The organism is Catenulispora rubra, assembly GCF_015356825.1.
Taxonomy (GTDB): Bacteria; Actinomycetota; Actinomycetes; order Streptomycetales; family Catenulisporaceae; genus Catenulispora; species Catenulispora rubra.
Map to the genome: position 1 here is coordinate 16,747 of NZ_JAACYW010000037.1, position 23,765 is coordinate 40,511.

Below are 23,765 nucleotides of genomic sequence, written 5' to 3' on the forward strand. Positions count from 1 at the left end.
ACTGCACCTCGGCTTTCTGCGGCTACGTGACGGACGTGCCTTACACGTGGTTAGGGCCCTGACCTAGTGGCAGCATCACTACCTCTAGATGACGATCGCGCGGGCCGCACATGTCGGCCGGCGCCCAAGCGGTGCTTCATCTCGAAGGACAGGTCCGAGTGCAACCGCAACTGTGTTTCATGAGACAACGGAAGCTGGAGAACACTGCCACCCCGACCACATCGGCTGGGCCGCGCATGCCGGTGCCGGCAACTCACCTGTGTTCGCCCACGCCGAGTACTTGGTCGCCGAGCCGGAATGGTCCCAGCAATCGCTGCCGGCGGCCGCAGGCCTTCCCCGGGAGGCCATCGCGGCCTTGGCACCTTATGTTCGCACCGTGGCCGACGGTCAGGAGATGTTCCCGGGTGTGCAGGTCCGGATCACCGGCGGCCACACCGCTCGGCACGCGGAGTTCGTCATCCACGGTGGCGGCATCCGTCTGATCGCGTTCGGCGACTCCATGCACTCACCGTTCCAGGTGAGCCACCCCGAATGGTCCTCGTGTCTACGATCACGACCCGGCAGCGTCGGCCGAGCGTCGTCGCCGCCTCGTTGCAGAGTTGGAAGAGCCCGACACCATCGGCTTCGGCATCCACTTCGCCGATGTCGTCTTCGGGAAGGTCCGTCGGGACGGCTACAGCCGTATCTGGCAGCCCCTGGCCGACGAGGGGACCGGGTAAGAAAGCGCGCCGACCCGGATGTCGGGCTCCATCGAACTACCGATGCTGATCGTCGAGCAGCGGCTGCTCGAGAGCGATCTCCGGATCTTTCTGGAACCGGTCCGCGCGTGCATCCTGGTCCGGGACCGTGCGTGGTGCCTCGATCGCGAGGTGGGGCAGGCGGTGCTCCAGCCAGCCGGGCAGCCACCAGTTGCCTGTGCCGAAGACGTGCATCGCCGCCGGGACGAGCACGGTGCGCAGGATGAACGCGTCCAGCAGCACCGCCGTGGACAGGCCGATGCCGAACTCGCCGATGGTGCGCTGCCCGCCGAAGGCGAACGCGAGGAAGACGCAGATCATGATGGTCGCGGCCGAGCTGATCACACGTGAGGTCTCTACCTGGCCGACCCGTACCGCGCGTGCGTTGTCCCGGGTGTACACCCACTCCTCGTTCATCCGGCTCACCAGGAATACCTGGTAGTCCATCGACAGCCCGAACAGGATCGAGAGCATCATCACCGGGACGAAGGCCTCGATCGGCCCCGGCTTGCCCAGCCCCATCGGGTCCGAGCCCCAGCCCCACTGGAAGAACGCCACGAGTACGCCGAACGACGCCGCGGCTGCGAGCAGGTTCATGACCGCCGCGGTGAGCGGGATCAGCAGGCTGCGGAAGGCGATCACCAGCAACAGGAATCCGAGCCCGACGATGACCGCGATGAACAGCGGCAGCTTGCCGGCCAGGACCCCGGAGAAGTCCTTGAACAGGGCGGTCGGGCCGCCGACGTAGACCTTGAGCCCGGTGCCCGCCTCCGCGGCGGGAATCGTCCGGGAGCGAAGCCGGTCGATCAGCTGCGAGGTCTCTTTGGACTCCGGCGAGGTGGTCGGGGTCCCCTGGACGACGCCGACCACGGCGCCGGGTTGCATCGGCACCGGGGCGACGCTCGCGACGCCACTCATCGTCTTCAGCTCGGCCGACAGCGCGACCAGTGCGGTCCGGTCGGCATCGGACGGCGCCTGGGCGACGAGGGTCAGGGGGCCGTTGAAGCCGGGCCCGAAGCCGTCGGCCAGCAAATCGTAGGCCTTGCGGGTGGTGGTCGAGGCCGGGTCGTTGCCCTGGTCGGAGGAACCCAGACGCAGTGAGAGCGTCGGCACGGACAGCGCGACCATTACCACCAGCGCGCCGGCGGCGAGAACCTTCGGGCGACGCTGGACCGTGTCAGCCCACTTGCTCCAGATCCCGCTCGGGCCGGTGGTGACCGCCCCATGTGCTTGGAGTCTGCGGCGCTGGCGGCGGCTGAGGACCCTGTGACCCAGCAGCGAGAGCATCGCCGGAAGCAGGGTGAGTGAGGCCAGAACGGTGAACACGACGGTCACCGACGCGCCGATCGCGACGCCGTTCAGGAAGGTGAGTCCGAGCACGAGCATACCGAGCAGCGCGATGCACACCGTGCCGCCGGCGAACAAGACGGCGCGGCCGGAGGTGTTCACCGCGATGGAGATCGACTCCTGGACACCGAGCCCGGACTGCAGACCGCGCCGATGCCGGGTGACGATGAACAGGGCGTAGTCGATCCCGACCCCCAAGCCGATCAGCGCACCGAGCGTAGGGGCGATCGACGAGATGGTGATCAGGTGGCTGAGCAGGCCGACCGCCAGGATAGAGCTGCCGACGCCGGCCACGGCGGTCAACAGCGGCATCAGCATCGCCAGCAGAGAGCCGAAGGCGATGAACAACACGACTGCCGCGGCCAGCACCCCGACCAGCTCGCTGGTGGAGGTCGGCGTCTGCTCGGTCCCTTCGACCGCGGTGCCGCCCATTTCGACCTGGATGGTGTCGGTGGCGGCCGCATGCGCGGCGTCCACGGCCTTCCGGATATCCGATTTGGCCAGTTTGTCAGCGGTCTTGTCGAAGGCGACCGTCGCGAACGCCGTCTTGCCGTCGGCGCTGATGTGCGCGGCCCCGAGGCTTGTGTAGGGGCTGGTGACGGCGGCGACCTCGGGCAGACGGGAGATCGTGTCGAGGGCCTGGGCCATGTGCGTCTCGACGCCGCTGTCACGGACCGATCCGCCGGCCACGTGCCACACGACCGTGTCGGACTCACCGGCCTGGGCCGGGAACGCCGCGGTCAGCAGGTTCAACGCCCGGGTCGAGCCGGTGTCCGGCAACGAGAAGGAATCGCGGTAGGCGCTGCTCGCCACAGTCCCGAGGCCGACGATCAGGACGATCCAGGCGGCGACGACCAGCAGCCGGTATCGCTGGCACCAGCGCGCGATCGATGACATGAACGTACTCCCCAAGGCGGGACGGGCCGGCCGGGCCGGATGGACGTGGTGCCTCACGGATGCCGGTCGAGTGAGGTCTTCGCGCCAAGCCTGACCGCCGCCGGGCGCTTCGATCGTCGCTCTGGGGTCCTACTGCGGTCGCAGTACCGCGGGACCCGGCCTACTGCGCCTTCGGCCGCACGTGGACGAGTCCGGATTCGTACGCGACGATCACCAGCTGAGCACGGTCGCGGACGCCGAGTTTTGCCATGGCACGGTTCACATGGGTCTTGACGGTGAACGGACTGACCGCGAAGCGCTCGGCGATCGCCTGATTGCTCAGCCCGGTCCCGACGAGGGTCACGATGTCCCGTTCGCGTTCGGTGAGCGTGTCCAGGGCGCCGGGGTCGGTGGCGGAGGCCGGCACACCGCCCGGTTGCGTGATGAACGCGGTGATCAGGCTGCGGGTCGCGGCCGGCGAGAGCAGCGATTCGCCGGCCGCGACCATCCGGATGGCGTCGAGCAACTGTTCGGGGCCCATGCCCTTCCCGAGGAAGCCACTGGCACCGGCGCGCAGCGCCTCGGCGACGTATTCGTCGTTCTCGAACGTGGTCAAGATGAGCACCTTCACCCCGGCCAAGTCCTCGTCGCCGCAGATCAGTCGCGTCGCAGCGATCCCGTCCACGCCGGGCATGCGAATGTCCATGAGGACGACGTCGGCCCGGGCGCTGTGTGCCAGGCGGGCAGCTTCGGCCCCGTCCGCAGCCTCACCGACCACCAGCATGTCTCCGGCCGCCTCCAACACCATGCGGAACGCGGCCCGCAGCAGTTCCTGGTCGTCGGCTATCAGGACACGGATGCTCACGCGGCTGCGTCCTCGCGGGCCGACTGACCGCCGAGGTGCAGCGGCAGCCGCGCGGTGACGCGGTATCCACCGTCGGACTGCGGCCGGGCATCGATCTGCCCGCCGACAATGGCGGCTCGCTCGCGCATCCCGATCAACCCGAAGCCTGCCGCGCAGGGAGAAGCATCGCCGGTCCGCGCGGGACCGGCATCCTCCACGGTGATGGTCAGCCGGTCGGTCAGGAACACGACTCCGACTCGGGCCGTGGCCGCATGCGTATGTTTGTGCACGTTGTTCAACGCCTCTTCCACGATTCGGTAGGCCGTCACGTCCACAGCCGTGGGAACGACGCGCGGCCGGCCGGAGACCGTGACCGTGACCTGCAAGCCCGCAGGTTCGAACCCGCGGAACAGTTCGCCGAGGCGGTCCAGGCCCGGAACCGGTTCCAACGGCGCGGCAGGGTCTCCGGCCTGGCGGAGCATGCCGACCGTCGCGCGCAGCTCGTCCAGGGCGGAGCGGCTCGCCTCCTGGATGTGCCCGAGTGCGGTGCGTGCCTGGTCGGGGCGCTGGTCCAGGACGAACAGCGCCGCCCCGGCCTGTGCGTTGACCAGGGTGATCCGGTGGGCCACCGCATCGTGCAAGTCCCGGGCGATGCGCAGCTGCTCCTGGGCGACCCGGCGGGCGGCTTCCTGCTCCCGAGTGCGCTCGGCCCGCTCTGCTCGTTCTTCGATGGCCGCGACATAGGCTCGGCGAGAGCGGATCGCCTCTCCCGCGCAGCCGGCCAAAGCCGACCACGCGACCAGGCTGAGGATCTGGGCGAGCGGCCAGATGTGAGGCGCGAGCACGGTGACTGCGGGCAGCAGCACGATCATCGCCGCGCCGAACGCGGTCGTGGCCTGTCGGCGATCGGTCAGCGTCGACAGGACGAACAGCGCGACGACGACGGGGGTCATCGGCACGGGGGGCGCGCCCAACACAGCACCGGCTGCGGCGCCGCAAACGGCGGTGGCAAGCACAGCCTGCGGCCGTTTCCGGCTCACCGTCAGCAGCAGGGTTGTGCTCATGGTCAGCGCGATCAGTACCGCCGGATGGGGACCGAGCGAGGGCGTGGTGTAGAGGTAGAGCAGCGACGGAACAAGCAGCAAGCAGGCCAGGATGCCGTCGGCTACAAGCGTGTGCCTCTTGGCCCACTGCCGCGCCACGCACACGTTGCCCACGCGATGACGATATGTATCCCACCTGGCCACAGCGTCAACCTCAGGTGTGACGTTTGCCGTACAGCATCCGCAGTACACGACGTGGTCGTGACAGTCAGGCCGCGGCAGCTCACGCTGGGCGGTCATGGCGAGACCTCCTGAAACCGATGTCGGGAACGGTTCCAGGCTGACGTTTCGACCCTTGCATCGTCATCGTACGGATGCAGGCGATCAGTTCTACGGCCGACGCAGTGCTGCCGGCCGCGTGTACTGCCGTTTGAGCAGTGAGGATCGCCTGCATCCACACGACGACGCGGATCACCTCTCCGGGCAGCCTGGTCACGTTCCCAAAACCAGAAGGTGAGGTCCATCGTGGGCTCTCGTATTCGTTGGGCGGCGCGCGCCGTCGCAGCCGTTGTCCCGGTTGGCGTGCTGCTGGCGTCCTGCTCTTCGTCACACAGCAGTTCGCGGCAGGCGTCCGCCGCCGACTCGCTGATCCCACAGGGTTCCTACGTCGCGCTCGGCGACTCGTACACCTCCGGCGCGGGGATCCCCGACCCGGCGGGTGATCCCCGCGGTTGCTGGCGGTCGACTCATGACTACCCAGCGTTGGTCGCACAGAGCCTGCATATCGGTAAGGGCGACGTCCACGATGTGAGTTGTCAGGGCGCGACTATCGCCGACCTGTCGGCCTCGCAGTCGACAGGCGACGGGACCAACCCCGCGCAGTTGGATGCGCTGTCCGCGGGCACTTCCCTGGTCACGCTCGGAATCGGTGGCAACGACGTCGACTTCGTTTCGACTCTGACCCGCTGTGCGACCTTTGATCTGGCACCGGCCCTGATCGGCGGCAAGGCCTCGGATATCGCGCCGTGCCGGGACTCCTACACCACCGGTGGCACTGACCGCATCAAGCAGAAGATCGATGCCACAGCCGGGCACCTGGACGAAGTGCTGAAGCAGATCCGAGGCCGGGCTCCGCACGCCCGGATCCTGGTGGTCGGATATCCGGCCCTGTTCCCGGCCGGCGGTGCCGCGTGCGCGCACACGTTCGGCATCACGCCGGGCGACGTCGGCTTCCTGAACGACAAAGAAGTGCAGTTCAACAGCATGCTGCGACAGCACGCCACTGCCGCCGGGGCCGAATACGTGGACACATACACCCCGTCTGTAGGCCACGACGCGTGCTCTGATCCGGACACCCGCTGGATCGAACCGTTGGTGCCGGCATTACCGGCCGCCCCCCTCCACCCGAATGCTCGCGGAGCACAAGGCATGGCAGACGCGATAGCCCGAGCTGTCGGCACCACGGCTGCCTCATAGGCGTCGACCGCCGGATGATGCCGTGACCCACCGCCGCTACCTTTATGAAAGACATCCCTGAAATGAATGTGTCAAGCAGTAGCGGGTTTGGGCTGGTTTGCCCAGGCGGTGGTCTCGTCGTAGAGGCTGCCGGTTTTCAGGCAGCCGTGCAGGATGCCGACGAGCCGGTTGGCGACCTGGCGCAGGGCGGCGTTGTAGCCGGCGCCGCGTTCGCGCTGCTTGTCGTAGTAGGCGCGGGCGCCCGGCGAGCAGACGATGGCCTTGGACGCCTGGAACATCAGGGCGTCGATGAGCCGGTCGTTGTGGACGTAGCGGGCGGCGACGATGCGTTTCTTGCCGGAGGCGCGGGTGATCGGGCTGGTGGCGGCGTAGTTTCTGCGGGCTTTGGCGTCGGCGTAGCGGGCGGGGTCGTCGCCGAATTCTGCGAGCACCCGGGCGCCGAGGATCGGTCCCAGACCGGGCTGGGAGACGACGATCCTAGCGGCCGGGTGCTGCCCAAAATGGGCCTCGACCTCCTGTTGCAGAGCGGTCGCTTGCGTGTCGACCACGGCCAGTACGGCGGTCAGCGCGCGCACGGAGGCGGCGTAGGCCGCGGTTGTCAGTGGCGGCTGCCCCAGGTGGGGAGCGCGCAGTGCGGCTTGGATCCGGTCGGCCTTGGTCTCCACGTCGCGGCGCCGGGCGCGCTTGAGAGCGGCGGTGATCTGCGACGTCGACAGCCGGGCGGCCGAGGCCGGGTCGGGGGCCTTGGCCAGCAGCTCCAACGCCTCGGGGGCGTCCAGGTCCTCGAAGGCGGCCAGTGCGGCGGGGAAGAAGTCCCGCAGCGCGTGTCGCAGCCGTTGGGTGTGCCGGGTGCGTTCCCAGATCAGGGTCTTATGCGCCCGGGTCACCACCTTGATCGCCTCGGCCAGGTCCGTGTCGCCGGCCACGGGGCGCAGCTGGTGGCCGTCGGCGCGCACCATGTCGGCCAGCATGTGCGCGTCGGCGGCGTCGCTCTTGGCGCCGGACACCGCCAGGCGTTCCCGATAGCGGGCCGCGACCAGGGGGTTCACCGCCAGCACCGTGTATCCGGCAGCGAGCAGCGCCATCACCCACGGACCGCGGTCGGTCTCGATGCCAACCACGACCTCGGTGTCGTCGCTCTCAGCGGCCTCGCCGAGCTGTTCGGCGACCAGCTTGTGCAGTTTGGCGATCCCGGCGACGCCTTCCGGGATCCGGGCCTTGGCCAGGCGCTTGCCGCGCTCGTTCATCAGTTCCACGTCGTGGTGGTCCTCGGCCCAGTCGTCTCCGATGAACAGCCGCACAGCCCCTCCCTCGTCCGCCCCATCGCTTCGCCAGCCTGCCGGAGAGCTATCAGCGACCTAATGAACCAGTGCTCACGCCCAGATCGGGCGGGCACGACATCCCATCAGCGATCAACTCTCCCGGCCGACCGACAGGGGCACGATCTTTCAGCAGGACTCGAAGTCCTGGGAAACCAAGTGCTCACCTGTCGGCGGCTGTCCATCCAGGAGTCTGCCGGATGGCTCACTCCCAGAACTCATTAGGGAAGTCGATGAAGCCCCTTCTGTCCTCTACCCGGGTGCTGTGGTTCCTGTTCCTGGGCAGCCTCGTTGTGGCCGTGATCGCTGCGGCGGGAGTCGCCGGCGACCAAGGGCTGATGTCCGCCGTCGGTATGACGGTCGTGTCGTTCAGCGCCGGCGCCGCCCTTCTCCGCCGCAGCTTCGACCGTGCCGTTCGCAGACACCTGCATCCCTTCGACACCACTGGTGGCGATCTGGCTCCTGTGCGCGAGCGGCTGAGGAAAACCGTCGTAGAAGTCGACGATCAGTAGCGAACGGCGGACTGAGGCCCCGGCGTGGCAAGGTCAGGTCCCGGCTATCTCGTCGGCCGGCCTGATCAACGTCGGGATTTGTACGCGGTGCAGGCACTTCGAGTACCAGTGATCCTTTCGGCGACTCTACTTGTGCGCATTAGCTCTGATTGCTAGCTTGCGCGCCAGGCCTACTAATGCGCAGTACCAAACGCTGCGGAAACGTACTGGCCGAGTACCGCAGGAGAGGACTGTTATGCCCATCGCACTGGATCGTCGCACTCGTCGCGACGCTGACCTGCGCCAGGTCGGCATCGAGGACTTCCTGGCGCATGAGTTCCCTGATCTGGCCGCCCGACACGGGGCGCTCGTGGCCCAGGGGATCGAAGCGCTCGACGCTCCGCCGCTCGCCATCGAGGTCGGGGACGGATCGTGGACGTTCTCGCGGGACGGTGCGAAACTGCTCGTCTCGCGCGGCATCGCGGACGGCGCGCTCGTCGTGACCCTCAGCGAGCAGGAGTTCTCCGACTGGGTGCAGAACCAGCGTTCGTTCAACGCGCTGATCACCGCACGCGAGCTGCGCTATCGCGGAGGCAGCCAGCGTGACCTATCCCTGTGGGACTCGCTGTGGCTCACGCTGTTCGAGGGCTGGCCGATTGTCGACGACGCGATCGAATTCCTCGACCGGCACGGTGAGCCGCTTGACTTCGCCCGCGTCTTCACCCCGGACGACGATCCGGCGGACATCGCCCACTTCCTGCGCGAGGCCGGCTTCTTGCACCTGCGCGGCTGGGTGGACCCGGCGGACGTAGCGCGTGTTTCCGATGACATCGACCGTGCGCTTCCCGAGTACCGCGAGGGCGACGGCCGCTCGTGGTGGGCCGAACTCGCCGACGGCACCCGTCAGTGCGTCCGGCTCCAGGAGTTCGTCGACCGCTCATCGACCACCGCGGCGATTCTGCGGGGCACTCGCTGGGAGCAACTACGGCATATGCTCGCCGCCGCCGACGACCTCGTTCAGAGTCCGGTCGAAGGTCGCTGCATAGAAGCGCTCATCAAGCCACCCGGCGTCGTGGCCGGAGCGTCGGATGTCAGCTTCCACCGCGACTGCCACTTCGGCCGGCACGCCTACATCTGCTCGGGGGCGACCGTGGGGATCGCCGTCACGGCGAGCAGCGAGGCGAACGGTCTGCTGCGGGTCGTCGCGGGCTCGCACCGCGTCGTGATGCCGGTCGAGATCGCGAAGTCGGCGCCGTACCTGCCCGTCATCGCCATCCCGACCGAGCCGGGAGACCTGACGGTGCACTTGTCCTGCACGTTGCACGAGTCGACACCGCCGTTGATCGAGGAACGCAGAGTCATGTACACCGGCTTCGGCCTCGCCCCGCGCGAGGAACAGGTCGATGAGGGGCGCGCGCTGCTGGACCTTCGCGAGCGCGTGTCCGACATCCTTCTCACGTCCGCTGATACGCCCGGCGTGTGACGGTTCTGCGGCGTCCGTTGTTTCTGCGGCTGAGGCGGGGTGCCATGTTGCCCTCTGGCGGGGGATCTTTCAGTCCGTTGGCTTGCGCGGGCTGTTCAGCCTTCGACTGAACGCCTGGGATGAAGTGTCTCGAGGCCGACGGCCACGCTGAGGAGTGGGGTTCAGCCAGGTCTGTCAGCGGACACGGCAAACTCCCCGTTGTGGTCAGTCCGCCTCCCCGCTGGCGGACATGAAAGCTCCCCACTGACGGACAGTGGGTCTCCCCGCGGATGTTCCGGACCCATGATCCACAGTGGTCCGGGTGAAGAGCGCTGAGGAGATCATGGAGATACTTGAGGCCTATGACCTCACCGGTAGTTACCGCAAGGCGGCGGAGCTGGCCGGGTGCGATCACCACACGGTGCGCCGGTATGTGCAGCTGCGCGGGCACGGGGTCGACCCGACCGAGCCGGCCGCGCGGACCAAGCTGATTGACGAGTTTCTGCCGAAGGTCGAGGAGCTGGTCGAGCGGTCGCTGGGGAAGATCGGCGCGGACGCTGTTCACAAGAAGATCGTCGCGATGGGGTTCGGCGGCACCGACCGGACAACCCGGCGGGCGGTCGCGGCGGCGAAGGAGTCGTATCGGGCCGGGAATCGGCGGGTCTACCGGCCGTGGATCCCGGAGCCGGGGATGTGGCTGCAGTGGGACTGGGGTTGGGGCCCGAAGATCGACGGTCGGCAGGTCCAGCTGTGGTGCGCTTGGCTGGCCTGGTCGAGGTTCCGGGTGGTGATCCCGGTGTTCGACAAGACGCTGCCGACGGTCGCTTCCTGCCTGGACGCCACGTTCCGGACGATCGGTGGGGTGCCGACTTACTGCCTGACCGACAACGAGAAGACCGTGACCGTCGAGCACGTCGCCAGGATCGCGATGCGCAACCCGGAGATCGTGCCGATCGGCCGCTACTACGGGACGGTGGTGCGGACTTGCATGCCGGCGGATCCGGAGTCTAAGGGCGGGTCGGAGGCCACGGTCCGGATCGCCAAGCGGGATCTGGTGCCCACCGAGGTGAACCTGCGGCCGGCATTCGAGGACTTCGCAGAGTTGGTCGAGGCCTGCGATGCGTTCATGGCCGAGGTCAACGGCCGCAGACACCGCGAGACCCGCCGGATCCCCTCCGAGATGCTGGCCGAGGAGCAGTATCGGCTGCATCCGGTGCCCGAGCGGGCGTTCACCGCGGCGTTCCGGGCAGTCCCGCCGGGTCGGTAAGGACGCCACGATCCAGGTGGAGGCGGTCCGCTACTCGGTGCCGCACACGCTGATCGACGACAGCGTGTGGGTCCGGTTCCACGGCCAAGACCTGATTGTCACCGCGATGGTGGACCGGTAGCCGGTCGAGGTCGCCCGGCATCTGCGTTCCACTCCGGGCATCCCGAGCATCAACGGCGCGCACTACCCGGCCGGCTCACGCGGGGAACGGACCCCCAAGCCAACCATCCCGGCCGAGGCGAAGTTCCTGGCCATCGGACCAGGCGCGGCGCTATGGCTGCAGGAGGCGGGTGAAGCCGGGATCCGGCACGTCCGATCGAAGATGGCCGACGCGGTTACCCTGGCCAAGCTGCACGGCGCCGCCGAAGTCGGCCGGGCGTTGGGCACTGCGGCGACCGTGGAGCGGTTCGCCGACGGCGACCTGATGGCGATCCTGGCGCACCAGGTCGAGCACGACGATGCCGAGCCCACCAGGCCCGGCGAGGCCCACAGCCTGCAACCGGGAACCTCTGCCTGGTCAGGGTTCGGATCGGCCAGTTGAGCCAGTTACCGGCTTCGAGTTACTCCTCGTCGTCCTCGATGAGGCCGAATGCCTCGGGGAACGATTCCAAGAACTCCCGCTGCGCTCCGTGCTGGGCTTCGGCTGCCAGCTGAGTGATCACGCCGGTCAGCTGCCCGCGCTGCTCCGGCTCCAGGCCGTCGAACACGAACGCGATCCAGTCCAACGTCTTGGATGCGCTGCGGGGCTCGCCATCGTCGTCGATGGAGTCCTCCAACAGCCAGGCCAGCTCGACGACGATCCTGGCCAGCGGCACCACCAGCGGGTCGAGTTCAGTCACAGCCGAAGAACCTATCCGAACCGATCACTTCCCCGACACCGCCACGAACGACAGAAAGCCGACCACACCATGACCGACACCGTCACCACGCCCAGGCCACGGATCCAGGCCCCGGCCTCCGCGATTGCTGCTACCTCCGGCGCCGCTTTGGACGAGATCGTGCCGGTCGCCAAGGCCCAGCGCTGGGATCCCGCCGAGGTCGTCCGGGCCCCTGCTGGCCGAGGAAGCCGCCGGCCGCGACGCCTCCAACCTGCGCACCCGCCGCCAACGCGCCGCGTTCCCCACCGGCAAGACCTTCCACAGTCGTGCTGGTCTCGTCAATCACCGTCCAGACCCACGCGCATTTGGGCCCGGCCGGCGAGAACTTGGCAGTGGAGCAGTTGCTCAAGAAGAGCGGTATGGCCTGGACTACTCTTCGGCCGACGCAGTTCGCCTCCAACACTCTGATGTGGGCCACTTCGATCCGTAGTCACGAAGCCGTCCGCGCCCCGTATGCAGACGTCGCGCTGCCGACCATCCACCCCGCAGACGTCGCGTCGGTGGCGCGCGTGGCGCTGACCGCGCCGGGCCATCACGGACGTACGTATGCCCTGACCGGTCCTGAAGCGCTCAGCGCCCGGCAGCAGGTCGAGGCGATCGCGACGGCGCTCGGTCGGGAGGTGCCGTTCGTCGAGATCACCCGCGGGCAGGCCCGCCCACGTACAGATGGCCGCGGCCTTCGGGGCGGAGGCCGCCGACGCGGTGCTCGACGTCATGGGCGGAGACGTCAACGACGAGCTGCTCAAGGTACGCGACACCGTCACGCGGGTCACCGGAGTCCCGGGCCGATTGTTCCAGCAGTGGGTGGCCGAGAACACCAACGCCTTCCTAGATCACCAGCCGGGCATCCGGCCAAGCCCGAGCTAGACGAGACTCTGAGCATAGAAACCGGCGACGCTACGCCAACGACACCGCCCCACGCGTCCTGAATCCTTGATCGCAGGGACCGGTATTCCGCGTCCTGACCCATGCTTTCGACGCTTGAGAAAGGGAACCTATGCGCAAGTCGTCTCGCTTCATCACCACCGCTGCGGCTGCGGCGCTCGCACTGCTGGGCGGAACCGCAGCGGCGCACGCCAGCGTTCGGCCGGCCGCTGTGGACCGAACCGGATGTACCCCCAACAGCACAGTGGCCCTCCAGCCTTCTCTCAGCCTTGCCGGGTACCCGCCGGGTACCGACTGCTTCGGCTTTGGCGCCGGATCGGTCGCGATCTGGGGCATGCAGGCGCTGTACGTGCCCAGTGACCAGTGTGTGACGATGACCTCGGCCAACTACGGGACGCAGACGTACGGAAGCTATACGGAATACGTCTACAACTTCGGGAAGATCACGTACCTCGACGTCTTCAAGTGCATACCGGTCTGATCGAGTCTGCTACTGCGGACTGCCTTTAACCGAGCACGACGCGGCTCCGCCCTCGGCGCATGTATCCGAGGGCGGAGCTCCGCGTTGCGACGCAATCAGCAGCTGCTGCCCGTGTGGTCAGGGCCATCAATCGACCAGCTTGGCGATCGTCAGAGTGCTCGACGTGGGAGACGAAGACAAGGGGCCGCTGTAGTCAGGGGTGGCATCGACATATGCCCACACCAGGCTCCCATCCGGCAGGGCCGCAATGTCCCCGGCGATCCGCGCATCGACCACCTGGTCCGCGCCCTGCGCCCGGCCGGACCAGTCGATAACGCGCAGGTGCGTGCCGCCGAATTTGCCGGTGCACGTCCCGGCGTTGCAGGAGGCGCCGAGGACGTCTTCCCACGAGACGAGCAGCCGGCTGTTCGGGAGCGGTGCGATGTGCACGTTCACGTGGTCGGTGCCCGGTTCGTCGGTGAGCAGCACCGGGCTTCCGGCCGGAGTGGAGCCGTCCTTCAGGAACGCCACCGCCACCTGGTGGGTGCCTGTGCGCGGGGTCACCGTCCAGCCGCGGCCGCTGCTGTCGGCGGGGTTCTTGGCGGCGGAGGCACTGCCGCGCGAGGCGAAGGCTGTGGCGTAGCGTCCCGAGGGCGATTTCACGATGGCGCCGGCGTTCCCCGGGAAGTCGCCGCCGCAGTAGCCGGCCCAGCACTGCTCCCGCTGCACGACCGGGGCCTCGTCGGGGGCGCCGATCCCGGTGCTGACGAACAGGCCCGATCGCCAGTCGTCGAAGCACAACGACGTGAACGGCGCCGAAGCCTCCGGATACAGCGCGATGCCTTCGTTGTGGTTGCACCCCCAGTCCCAGCCCCCTGACACCGCGGCGCCGTTACCGTTCACATAGACGAGCTTGTCGCCGTAGTGGCCGTCGGCGAAACCGCCCGCGCCGTGGACGACGAAGTAGGCCCCGTATTCGGTCCCGTTCCACTTGAGCGAGCCGTCCAGCACCGGCGCGGTGTCGTTGCTCGCGCTGCCGGTCAGCCTTCCGATGAACACTTGGGCTCCGTTGCGGTACCGGACGAGTGCGGCGGCGGTGTCGCCCCACTTGTTGCTGTCCGGGACTCTGGTCAGCAAGGCGAAGCCGTCGTTCTGGGCCACCAGACCGCCGACTTCGCGTGCTCCGGCCACCACGACATCCGGGCCGCGGCGCTGCAAAGCGGCCGTCAGCGGCGTGACGTGGACCCCGTCGGTGCCGGGCCACGCCACCTGCACAGATCCGTCAGGCGCGGTCTCGGTGTCGATGCGCGTCCACTCCGGCATCTCGTTGTAGCCGGAAGACAGATAGGACAGCGCCGAAGGCAGGCCTAACTTGGACGTCGTCAGCCCGGGAGAAGGGGACGCGCTCGTCGGATGCGGCGCCGACGGCGTGGTCGCGGACGTCGATCGCGAGGACGGCGGGGGAGTCGGCACCGCCGAGGTGGTGCTCGCGGAGGGATGCGTGCTCGGCGTCACTGCCGGTGCGGCGACGACTTGCCGCCGAGCCGACGTGCCGGCCGACGCGTAGACGATCCCGGCACCGGCGACCGCGACCACACCTGCGACGACGGCGACGAGCTTCGCCGAGCCGTGAGCGGCCAGCCACCCCGGCCGGTTGGCGTGGCCTGCCGCATGCCGCGCACTTCCCATCGCCGTGCCCGCCGACGAGTGTGCCGCAATCAGCGCCGACCACCTGGCGGCGATCAGCACCGGTACCGACACCAGGGCGAGTCCGGCCAGGAGGCGCTCGGTGGGGACCAGGCCCTGCGTATGGACACTGCATTGCACGCATTCCCGCGTGTGCCGGCCGAACTGTTTACGCCAGGCCGAAGACGGACGCCCGTCCCATCGATGCGCCAGCTCGAACAGTTCCCCACACCTGGGTACCGCCGCGAGCGCGCGCACGACGGTCCGGGCCGTCTCAAGCTGCTGCTTCATCCGCTGCACCCGCACCGAGGTGTGCCCGGCGGTCAGCCCGAGCGCCTCGACGAGCTCGGCCCGGCTCATCTCGCCGGCGGCTTCCAGCCACCACAACGCCAGCAGCTCCCGATCGTCGGGGTCGAGCCACCGGGTCGCCAGCGCGGTCTCCCGCCGCTGGCCGGACAGCTCCAGCCGCAGGATCGTCAGATCGACGAAGTCCGCCCCCGGATCGGCGGTGTCCGGCGGGACGCCCCAACCGCCATCGGCTCCGGCGACCGGCCGCACCTGCGCGACCCGCCACCGGTCGCGGACGCAGCGGATCGCGATGGCCGCGAGCCACGACCGGAACGCCGCCGGGTCGCGCAAGTCTGTCAACCTCTCGATAGCGCGGACCAGCGTCTCCTGCACGACGTCGTCGACATCGGCGTGGCCGTCCAGTGCGCGGCCGACGATGTTGTAGACCAGCGGCAGGTAGGCGGCGACCAGATCGTCCAAGGCCCGCCGGTCACCGCCCTGCGCTGCCACGACCAGTGCCTCATCGGCCAGCGCGTCCCGTCTTCCGCTCTGCATGCGTGCTCCCTACCTCCACTGGTGATTCTTGCGAACAACCAGGGGACGGCACTGCCCGCGTCCAGAAAACAGAAAAGCTCGGGTGCATCGTGGCCGAACCGTTCGAAGGTGGCATGTGGGCTGTGACGCCTGCGGCGACTGGCGCGCGGGCTTGCCGCCTTTCGCGAGTTCAGCTCGGCCCCTCTCTTTGCCGTTCGAGTCCGTGCATACGGGTGTTGAACGCCGGTGCCGGGCTAAGCGGGGGGACGTTTCAGAAGCGGGTGGCGACTCCGGCCGGGAGATCGATCAGGCTTCTGTGGATCGTCGCGCAGGCGGATCCGCTGTAGCGGCGGCAGGCGGCCAACCGTTCGCCCTGTCTATTGGTTTCTGCTATCCAGTCACGGCGCGGTCGTCTGCTGTTGAAGACGCCAGCTCCGCTGCATTCGCTTCGCCAGGCAGACGGCCGTGCGCGGCTCTGGCGGCGCGCGGCGGTCGTGCCGTGTAAAGGGAAGCGAGCAGGATCGCGGCTGCTGCGAGCGCGGCGTGGCGTACTCCGCCGAGGCCGGGGGGTGTCGCGGCGATACCGCCCAGGACGGCGACGCCGAGCACGTAGCCGGTTTGCCGCCCGGCGTTGAGCAGGCCGCTGGCTATTCCCGCGCGGTCCTGCGGGACGGTCCCGATGACCAGGGCGATCTGCGGGCCGACCGTCAGTCCCACGCCGCCGAGCAGGGCCAGTGCGATCCCGATCCCGAGCGCCGGGTGTGACGCGGGCACGGCCGCCAGTGCGAGCGTGCCGACGGCGGCCAGCGCGAGCCCGGCCGCGACGACGCGGTGCGGGCCGTAGCGTCTGGTCAGCCGTCCAGCCACAACCGGCAGCAGGAAGATCGGCAGTGCTGAGGGCAGAAACTGCACGCCGGCCGCCGCAGCGCCCAGGTGTCGGTCCTGCTGCTGATAGAGACTGAGCGTGAATACGAGCCCGTAGTACGCCGCGAACAACAACACGCCGATTCCCACATAGGACGGCAACCGTGGGGAGCGCAGCAGTTCCGGAGGCAGCAGTGGATGCGGCGCCGAGCGCTCACGCACCACCAGCCACACCGCTGCCACGATGGCGACGGTGATGCCGCCGAGTGCCTGTGTGCTGGTCCATTCTGCGGCGTGACCCTCGATGAATGCGGCGGCCAGGCCGGCCAGGGTGAGGACCGCGGCCACCTGGCCGGGCAGCGCCGCCAGGATCAGGGCGGTCGCCCTGATCGGCAGGTTGATGTGGAAGATGCTGCGCCAGCCGAGTGCGCCGACCAGTACGCCGCCGATGATCGGCCCGAAGGCCTGGTCAAGTTTGGAGATCCGCGCTCGGCGGCGAAGTGGCGCTCGACGCACCGGGCGCTGGATCTCGTCGAGGCGGTCGGTGCGCCTGTGGCACCGCTGGTCGGCAGCGGCCCTGATGGTGATCGGCTGGTGTGGGTTTTCGCATGGGTCGAGGGCTGGACGCCGACTCCTGTCACGGTGCGCGACGCTGCCGCGATCCGGGGCTTCTGTACCTTCAGCCTGATGCTCGGGATGACGTACCAGCTGCAGACGGTGCTGGGCTACTCGCCCTTCGAGGCGGGACTGGCCTTCGTGGGCTTCGTCGGCACGGCCGTGATCTCGTCGACGCAACTGGGCCGACGACTCGCGCCGAGGATGCGGCCCGGCCTGATGATGGCCGTCGGCCTGGTGCTCTACGCCGTGGCGCTGCTGCTGGCCACAAGGCTCACGGCGAATACGGGCTACTGGGCTGACATCTTGCCGTCGATGGCTGTAATGGGCCCCGGGGTGGGCATCCTCACCGTGCCTGTCGTCGGCACCGTCATGTCCGTGAGCGATCTGCGGGACGGCGGAGTCGTCGCGGCGGTCGTGAACACGATGCAACAGGCCGGAGGCTCAGTCGGTGCGGTACTGCTGAACACGATCTCGATCAGTTCGGCCGCCGCCTAGTTGGCCACCCGTCCGCACGACCCGGCGACGAAGATCGCGGCCACGGTACACGGGTTCGTCATTTCCTCGAGAGTGAGCCTTTTCATCGCCCTGGCGGGTGCCGTGATCGCACTGATGGCCGTCAGTGCGTCCTCGCCGCTCGGCGGGGAGAAGTAGCGAAAGGCGGGTTCATGAGCGAGATCCCGCCCCGATGTTCTGCAGCACTCTGATCTTGAATTGTAGGTCCCGCTCATAGGCAACACGCCGAAGGTTCTCGCCGAGTGGCTCAGGGCCCCGGAACGAGACGGGATGATCACTCGCACGTCGTATGAAGGTTCCCCCGCGCGTCGAATACGAGCTCACCGAACTCGGCGGGTCCCTGCACGAGCTGCGCGAGGTACGATGCAAGTGGGTTGATGCTCATATCTATGAGCTGTTGCGGGCCCGTGCCGCGGTGGAGGCCAAGGCGTAACCCGAGACCATCGAAGGGAAACGTGAGCCCGCGGGCGGCGACGGGCGGGGTGTCTGGGTTCGCGGAGCTCGCGACCACCGTCCCCGTCTACACCGATGTCCCGAGCCTGCAGCCCTGATGCCGGAAGTCTTCGGACCATGCGACGGCCTGCCGGCCTAACGAGGTTCGTCAGAACAAGCAGGCTCGCACCAGGTCGGTGGCGCGGGCCGCCCGCCCGATCTGGCGGCGCAACGCGGATGCGGGCAGCGACGATCTACAACTGCCGCACCTGGCCTGAGGCCAAGAGATCATGCAGCTTGGTCCGCACGTCGGCGGCCGTCGGATGGCCCAATTCGTCCAGCGTGGCGAGTGCGGAAACGAAACACTCGTACGCCTTGTCGGGATGGCCGGTATCCCGGAAGAAGCTCCCCATCATCGCGAGGTTCGTTGCGGCTCCGGGCTCGAATCCCAGTTCCTTGAACAGCTGGTCCGCCAGAGTGAAGGCGGCCAGGGACTCCTCGTGGCGGCCCGTCTTCCAGTAGGCCTCGCCGAGGTTGCTGCTAGTGGCAGCCCGTCCGCCCAAGGAACCGGCACGGTCGGTGAGGTCTCGGCTGCGCTCCAGGTGGACCACCGCTTCTTCGGCGAGACCAGCCTCATTGCAGAGCATCCCCAACCTGTTGAGGCTGGCAGCCGAACCGTAGACGTAGCCCGAAGTGTCGAAGGCCTCGATAGCCTGCGCCAGCCAGGTGCGAGCCTCGTTGAGGTCACCCGCCAACTCGTATGCGCGCGCAAGCCGGTCCATGGCTCGGGCCTGGTTCATCTGGTCACCGGCACGCTCGTAGAGCGTCACGCCGTTGTGTGCGTGGGACATGGCCTCTTCGTGCAGTTGTACGCGCACGTAGGCGGTGGCAAGAGTGGTGTGTATATGGGCTTCCTGCAATTCCGATCCCATCCGGCGTGCACTGATCAGCCCGTGGGACGCGGTGTCGATCCACTCCTCGATCCTGAACTTGCTTTCCAGGTAGATCTGGAATATTTGCGGCAGGAGCACCGCGATCTCGTCGAGCTGGAACATCTGGGCCTGGCGGCTGATCGCGACCAAGGCAGCGCTTTCGCTGTCGTACCACTTGACGGCTTCGTCGGCGCTCCCGAACAAGAGTGCTTGCTGCGGCCGCGCAATACCTCCGATGTCATACGTGGGTCTGCCGTCGTACATGAGATCGGATGCCGCCGCTGCGGTGTGCGCGTACCACGCGGCCAGCCGCGCCACGGCACTGCGCTGGTCCGCGACGGGCAGTTCTCGCCGGGCTCGCTCTGCCGCGAAGGAGTGCAGGAGGTCGTGGAAGCGGTAGCGCCCAGGAGCGGGTGATTGTATGAGACTGATATCCGTAAGACGCTCAAGTTCCCGCTCCGCAGTGTCCAGGTCCACGCCGAGCAGGGCGGAGGCGGCGGGAAGGCTGATCTCCAGACCTTCCCAGAGCCCGAGCAGCCTGAGCGCCCGGGCCTCACCGAGCTCCACCCCGTCCACCATCAACGTGTGGTAACTGGTCTCAAAGCACGCTCGCACCGCCAGATCGTCGACGGCCAACTCGTCGAGGGCGTTCGCTGTCGACTGAAGCCGCCGGCCCAACGTGTGAGCCGCCCACTGGGGACGGACCGCGAGCCTTGAGCCTGCAATACGCAAAGCCAGCGGCAAGCCGGCGCAGACGGAGAGTATCGCCAAGCCGTCGTCGGGCTCTGATTCGAAGCGCTCCTGCCCTGCGATCTGCGCCAGCAGGGCGCGCGAGTCCTCCGGGGAGAGCGCGTCCAGAACGATCCGCTGTACTCCTTCCAGCCCGGCGAGGTGGTTCCGGCTCGTGATGATGACACCGCAATCGGGGCTCCCCGGTAGCAGTGGCCTGATCTGCGCGGCGTCGAGCGCGTTGTCGAGAACCAGGAGGATTCGCTGCTCTGCCAGTCTGGATCGCAGCATCGCGGCGCGTTCGTCGACATCAGAGGGGATGGCCGAATCCTCGATGCCGATGGAGTGCAGAAGCCGGAGCAGGGCAGTGTCGACGCCGAGGGGGGCGACACCCCCGCCGCGCAGGTCGAGGAACAATGTTCCACCGGGATAGCAGAAGGATGTCTGGTGCGCCGCACGGGTGGCGAGCGATGTCTTGCCGAGCCCACCCATCCCGACGATCGCCCAGACCGGAGGAGAATCCCGGTCAGCGACTTGCAACGCGGATGTCAGCGCATTGAGCTCAAGCTCGCGGCCCACGTAGTCCGGAACATCGCGCGGCAGCTCAGCCGGCCGGGGACGGCTTATCCCGGCCCCGGAGCCTTCCGCCTTGCCAGCGCCGGACGCTTGAGTCGGCGGCGGCTCCATGCCATCGCCCGCCTCCCGGACTGTCGCGCCGGTCCCGATCCGGTCTAGCAAGGACACCAGGTAGTCGGCGTCCGCACCCGTCACATCAGCGAGACTCATCAGCGCGGCACGGGTGACCACTCGCTTGCCGTTCAGCCACCGTTCCCACGAGGACGCGCTGTAGTGGGTCTTTTCCCCAAGTTCAATCAAAGTCAGGCCACATTCGTCTTTAAGCGTACGCAACGCTTCGACGAGCCGTCGAGCAGCGTCATCAAGAGCGCTTGGCAACGGTACCCAGTTGGTCCGCACGATCGGCACCTCCCCGAAACTAGGGCGACAGTTTACGGCGCCGGGCCGCAAGGACTTGAACAGTTGAACGCCGACCCGCATCCCACCCGTCTCAACCCTTCTTGAGATTTCCCCCCATGCGCTCGGAAGCTGCCCTGAGATCACGTGGGACGCGTTTCCTGATGCGCTCGGTGTATGGACTGTCGTCTCCATAGTCATCGACGATGAATGACGGCGCTCGCAGTTCACGTCGGGTCACCGGGCGGCCGCCGGTGTGCAGTCCCGTCTGCGCCACTCATCAGTACAGTCGCGAAGGGAAAACGAAAATGGGTACTTACTTCCTGCAGACGCCCAAGTACAACCGTGAGTTCAAGGAGACCAAGCCGGTCTCGGCCCCGCCGGCCTTCATGGACCGCCGGGTGCTGGACTCGCTGCTGAAGACGGCGAAGACGGCCGCCAAGTAGTCAATCCATATAGCGTGGTCCGCCTGGTGGCGGGCCACGCGTATTTCTTCGCCCGACGCCGGGACGTTCCCGCCTGGCGCTCTATCCTGCCCGCTTTGCAGAATCCGAGGTTTCCGTCATGGTTGACTTTCCGCCAGTATTCGAACGCACGGTTTCGACCGTCAGCGCGCTTTCCAGCGCACAGTCCGAAATAGATCGCCTCGGGTTCCACGCATACTTCCGCACGTTCGATGAGACGGAGTACACCACGTCCTACTGCGAGTTGGAGGACGCGCACGGCAACGTCCGATCGCGTGCCGCCGGCAAGGGAAACCGTCACCAGTCCGAAGTAGGTTCGTACTTCGAGGCGTTGGAACACTTCTATTCGGCGGGCTACACCGTGGACCGCCGGGAACAGAGTGGGGCTGCTCTCGCCACCGCGCGCAAGGTGGCCGCTCAGCCAGCTCTGGCCAAGAACAGGATGATTCAGAACCTGGCCACGGAGTACCCCGACGCCCAGATGGGCGTCGTCGAAATGCACCGCTACACCACCGCCGAGCCACTGCTGTACCCGATCTTCCCCACCGATGCCCGCTACTGGGACAACCCGCTGCCCGGCGACGAGTTGGAATACGAGCAGTACCTCAACTACCAGGGGACCTCCGGCTCCGCGGCCGGCGTGAACCACGATGAGGCCTTGCTGCACGCCGTGGGCGAAATCGTTGAGCGCGACGCACAGTCCCTGGCACTTATCGAATGGTTCTGTGTCGACAAGCCGCACGTGAGGCTGATCGAACCGGCGTCCCTTACCGGGGCGCTCGCCGACGTCTACCAGGCCGTCCGCGAGGCGGCCGAGCACGGCACCGGCGACGTAGGCGGCCGGGCGGTACGCCTCGTTGATATCACCAGCGACCTGGGGATCCCCGTCGTCATGGCGGTGCTCACCCGCCCCGGAGACCAGGCCAGCCTGTGCGGGCTCGGCTGCTCGATCTCCCCAGGCTACGCAGCCTACCGCGCCATGACGGAGCTGATCCAGGGCTGCCACGCCCTCTCGGCCGACCCGGAGTTCCACCTCGGCGAGCAGCGGGCGTTGGAGCGGCTCGCCGACTGGCCTGTCCTGGGCCAGATGCTTCGGTGCGACCTCGATGAGGTCCTGTCCCGGGCCGTGGTGACCGAGCAGCCGCTGCGCCGTCCCCCCATCGAGACCGGGACGTTGACCCTGGACAGCGCTCTGACATTCCTCCAGACGACGCTGGAGCACCATGGCTTCGAGATCTACTGGCGGCCCGTGGCTGCGGAATCCGAACACATCTCCGTGGTGACCGTGGCCGTTCCTGGACTTGAGGACTTCGCCAAGATCACGCACGGCTACCCGGTAACGCCCACTGGACGTGGGTGGGACCGGTGGGTCGAGATCTTCGGACTGTCCGACGACGATCTGGCGGCCGTCGAAGCCGACGAGGCGGAGAGCGGCGCCGTCCGATGACCGCGACCGAGCTGATCCGATCGGCGGTGCTGGTGTTCCTGGTTGTCGGCGGTACATACGCGGCACTCCACAACCCGCCGGGTCTGTTGTCGTGGCCGATGTACTCCAGCATCGCGTTCTATCGATTCGACCTGTACACGTCCCCCAATATGACGCTCGATTCAAGGATCGACCAGGACCTGCGGACCGGCGTCTTCGACCCTTTCAGCACCGACGGTCAGATCGACCGGTATTTGGAGTTCCTCAGAGACGTGCACGGAATCCACCCGATTGGCACCGTGGTCGCCGTCGGGCGATCCGGCGAGACAACACGGAGTGTGGGACGTGGCGCACCCGTGGATGTATGAGTACATCCGAGCCGGATTCCATGGCGCGATATCGGAGTCCGACGTCCGCTGGTTCCGGATCGGCCTGGCCCTGGCGGCGATCCTGCAGTGGGCCTTCGATCTGGGCGACGGAGGCTGGCACTACCTCGATCGAGACCGGTTCGTCGGCTTCCGCTACGCACGCGTCTTCACACTCCTACCTCGCCAGGAGCGCACGTATCACGTGCTCTACTGCCTCAAGCTGGCCGCCGCGATCTTGCTGCTGTCCGGGTACTTCCCTCAGCCCGCTTCCGGGATGCTGGCTCTCGCCTGGTTCTTCGAACTCAGCTTCAATCCGGCCAATCAGACCTGGCTGATGCTCTCGGCCGCGGTCCTGTCGACCTTCATTGGCTCCGGTGAGCGCGGTACCTTCGCTCTTGACCACGCCACGCTGCGCTACGAGCCGTTCGCCGTATTGCTCGCTGTCCTTTTGTACTGGCAGATGTATTGGGCGTCCGCCGTCCGGAAACTCCGCTCGCCGGAGTTCATGGAAGGGGCCGTCCTGCACCGGATGTTCGAGCACGCCTGGCGGCTGCAGGGGACGACGCGGGTGCGTCAGTCCTGGTATCCCCGCTGGTTCGTGTCAACCATGATCGAACCTGATCACGAGATCTGCAAGCGACGATGGCGGCCGTTCGCGGCGGCCACGGTCGCCACCGAGGCCGCCGTTCCGATCGGCCTCGCCATCCCCGCGCTATGGCCGTACGCGCTGCTCGTCGGCGGCCTGATGCACGTGATTTTCGTGGCCTACTTGCCGCGCAAGATCTTGCCGTTCACGGTGGCCACGATCGCGGGGTACTTCCTGTTCGCCGCGACTCTCGCAGTCTGATAGCCCG

The 23,765-nt window shown here is 67.5% G+C and carries 18 protein-coding genes and 4 pseudogenes; 14 read left to right on the plus strand and 8 right to left on the minus strand.

The window, feature by feature from the left end; translation table 11 throughout:
- Positions 1–88: 88 nt before the first annotated feature.
- A pseudogene (locus tag GWK61_RS61520) lies at positions 89–472 on the plus strand (MBL fold metallo-hydrolase); the annotation flags it as partial.
- A 283-nt stretch (positions 473–755) separates the two neighbouring features.
- Here the strand turns inward: GWK61_RS61520 and GWK61_RS13360 are convergent.
- The 3 genes from GWK61_RS13360 to GWK61_RS13370 form a co-directional block, all read right to left on the minus strand.
- Positions 756–2,981, minus strand: a complete 2,226-nt coding sequence (locus GWK61_RS13360; protein ID WP_194908667.1) for an MMPL family transporter — start codon at positions 2,979–2,981, stop codon at positions 756–758.
- Between the two features lie 160 nt (positions 2,982–3,141).
- Entirely contained in the window at positions 3,142–3,825 is a 684-nt protein-coding gene (locus GWK61_RS13365) for a response regulator (protein WP_194908668.1), read from the minus strand.
- Positions 3,822–5,021, minus strand: coding sequence for a sensor histidine kinase (locus GWK61_RS13370; RefSeq protein ID WP_194908669.1), 1,200 nt, complete (start codon positions 5,019–5,021; stop codon positions 3,822–3,824). Before GWK61_RS13370 ends, GWK61_RS13365 begins: the two co-directional genes overlap by 4 nt.
- Before the next feature lie 351 nt (positions 5,022–5,372).
- On the opposite strand from GWK61_RS13370, the gene GWK61_RS13375 reads away from it, so the two are divergent.
- On the plus strand, positions 5,373–6,323 hold the full coding sequence (locus tag GWK61_RS13375; RefSeq protein ID WP_323747548.1) for an SGNH/GDSL hydrolase family protein: 951 nt from the start codon (positions 5,373–5,375) through the stop codon (positions 6,321–6,323).
- Between the two features lie 71 nt (positions 6,324–6,394).
- On the opposite strand, the gene GWK61_RS13380 is transcribed toward GWK61_RS13375, so the two are convergent.
- Complete coding sequence (locus GWK61_RS13380; RefSeq protein ID WP_369125585.1) at positions 6,395–7,570, minus strand: IS110 family RNA-guided transposase; 1,176 nt, start codon at positions 7,568–7,570, stop codon at positions 6,395–6,397.
- 272 nt (positions 7,571–7,842) lie between these two features.
- Between GWK61_RS13380 and GWK61_RS13385 the strand changes: the two genes are divergently transcribed.
- The 3 genes and pseudogenes from GWK61_RS13385 (at position 7,843) to istA (ending at position 11,403) form a co-directional block, all read left to right on the plus strand.
- The gene (locus tag GWK61_RS13385; RefSeq protein ID WP_194908671.1) at positions 7,843–8,154 is read left to right on the plus strand and encodes a hypothetical protein; all 312 of its coding nucleotides are present in this window, start codon (positions 7,843–7,845) and stop codon (positions 8,152–8,154) included.
- Positions 8,155–8,389: 235 nt separating this feature from the next.
- Positions 8,390–9,616, plus strand: coding sequence for a phytanoyl-CoA dioxygenase family protein (locus tag GWK61_RS13390; protein ID WP_194908672.1), 1,227 nt, complete (start codon positions 8,390–8,392; stop codon positions 9,614–9,616).
- A gap of 301 nt (positions 9,617–9,917) precedes the next feature.
- Positions 9,918–11,403 (plus strand): annotated as a pseudogene (istA, locus tag GWK61_RS13395) (IS21 family transposase).
- A gap of 19 nt (positions 11,404–11,422) precedes the next feature.
- On the opposite strand, the gene GWK61_RS13400 reads toward istA, so the two are convergent.
- Positions 11,423–11,701 (minus strand): hypothetical protein, encoded by a 279-nt coding sequence (locus tag GWK61_RS13400; RefSeq protein ID WP_194908673.1) that lies wholly within the window; start codon positions 11,699–11,701, stop codon positions 11,423–11,425.
- A 69-nt stretch (positions 11,702–11,770) separates the two neighbouring features.
- On the opposite strand from GWK61_RS13400, the pseudogene GWK61_RS60705 reads away from it, so the two are divergent.
- The 3 genes and pseudogenes from GWK61_RS60705 to GWK61_RS13410 form a co-directional block, all read left to right on the plus strand.
- Positions 11,771–11,999: pseudogene (locus GWK61_RS60705) on the plus strand (ATP-binding protein); the annotation flags it as partial.
- A gap of 4 nt (positions 12,000–12,003) precedes the next feature.
- A pseudogene (locus tag GWK61_RS60710) lies at positions 12,004–12,607 on the plus strand (Rossmann-fold NAD(P)-binding domain-containing protein); the annotation flags it as partial.
- Between the two features lie 130 nt (positions 12,608–12,737).
- Positions 12,738–13,106: a hypothetical protein gene (locus tag GWK61_RS13410; protein WP_194908674.1), complete on the plus strand. Its 369-nt coding sequence runs from the start codon at positions 12,738–12,740 to the stop codon at positions 13,104–13,106.
- A gap of 126 nt (positions 13,107–13,232) precedes the next feature.
- On the opposite strand, the gene GWK61_RS13415 is transcribed toward GWK61_RS13410, so the two are convergent.
- Both GWK61_RS13415 and GWK61_RS13420 read right to left on the minus strand, forming a co-directional pair.
- On the minus strand, positions 13,233–15,614 hold the full coding sequence (locus GWK61_RS13415) for a sigma-70 family RNA polymerase sigma factor (protein ID WP_194908675.1): 2,382 nt from the start codon (positions 15,612–15,614) through the stop codon (positions 13,233–13,235).
- A 369-nt stretch (positions 15,615–15,983) separates the two neighbouring features.
- Positions 15,984–16,973, minus strand: a complete 990-nt coding sequence (locus GWK61_RS13420; RefSeq protein ID WP_194908676.1) for an MFS transporter — start codon at positions 16,971–16,973, stop codon at positions 15,984–15,986.
- A gap of 78 nt (positions 16,974–17,051) precedes the next feature.
- On the opposite strand from GWK61_RS13420, the gene GWK61_RS13425 reads away from it, so the two are divergent.
- Both GWK61_RS13425 and GWK61_RS56345 read left to right on the plus strand, forming a co-directional pair.
- Positions 17,052–17,570, plus strand: coding sequence for an MFS transporter (locus tag GWK61_RS13425; protein ID WP_194908677.1), 519 nt, complete (start codon positions 17,052–17,054; stop codon positions 17,568–17,570).
- Positions 17,571–17,877: 307 nt separating this feature from the next.
- The gene (locus tag GWK61_RS56345; protein ID WP_228562256.1) at positions 17,878–18,021 is read left to right on the plus strand and encodes a winged helix-turn-helix transcriptional regulator; all 144 of its coding nucleotides are present in this window, start codon (positions 17,878–17,880) and stop codon (positions 18,019–18,021) included.
- Between the two features lie 253 nt (positions 18,022–18,274).
- Here GWK61_RS56345 and GWK61_RS13435 read toward each other — a convergent pair whose 3' ends face one another.
- Positions 18,275–20,656, minus strand: a complete 2,382-nt coding sequence (locus GWK61_RS13435) for a tetratricopeptide repeat protein (RefSeq protein WP_194908678.1) — start codon at positions 20,654–20,656, stop codon at positions 18,275–18,277.
- Between the two features lie 305 nt (positions 20,657–20,961).
- Between GWK61_RS13435 and GWK61_RS13440 the strand changes: the two genes are divergently transcribed.
- From GWK61_RS13440 to GWK61_RS13455, 4 genes are all read left to right on the plus strand, one after another.
- Complete coding sequence (locus GWK61_RS13440; RefSeq protein WP_194908679.1) at positions 20,962–21,099, plus strand: hypothetical protein; 138 nt, start codon at positions 20,962–20,964, stop codon at positions 21,097–21,099.
- Between the two features lie 118 nt (positions 21,100–21,217).
- Positions 21,218–22,564: a YcaO-like family protein gene (locus GWK61_RS13445; protein ID WP_194908680.1), complete on the plus strand. Its 1,347-nt coding sequence runs from the start codon at positions 21,218–21,220 to the stop codon at positions 22,562–22,564.
- The gene (locus tag GWK61_RS13450; RefSeq protein WP_194908681.1) at positions 22,561–22,911 is read left to right on the plus strand and encodes a hypothetical protein; all 351 of its coding nucleotides are present in this window, start codon (positions 22,561–22,563) and stop codon (positions 22,909–22,911) included. The genes GWK61_RS13445 and GWK61_RS13450 overlap by 4 nt, the downstream gene beginning before the upstream one ends.
- The gene (locus GWK61_RS13455; RefSeq protein ID WP_194908682.1) at positions 22,889–23,758 is read left to right on the plus strand and encodes a hypothetical protein; all 870 of its coding nucleotides are present in this window, start codon (positions 22,889–22,891) and stop codon (positions 23,756–23,758) included. The genes GWK61_RS13450 and GWK61_RS13455 overlap by 23 nt, the downstream gene beginning before the upstream one ends.
- Positions 23,759–23,765: the final 7 nt, after the last annotated feature.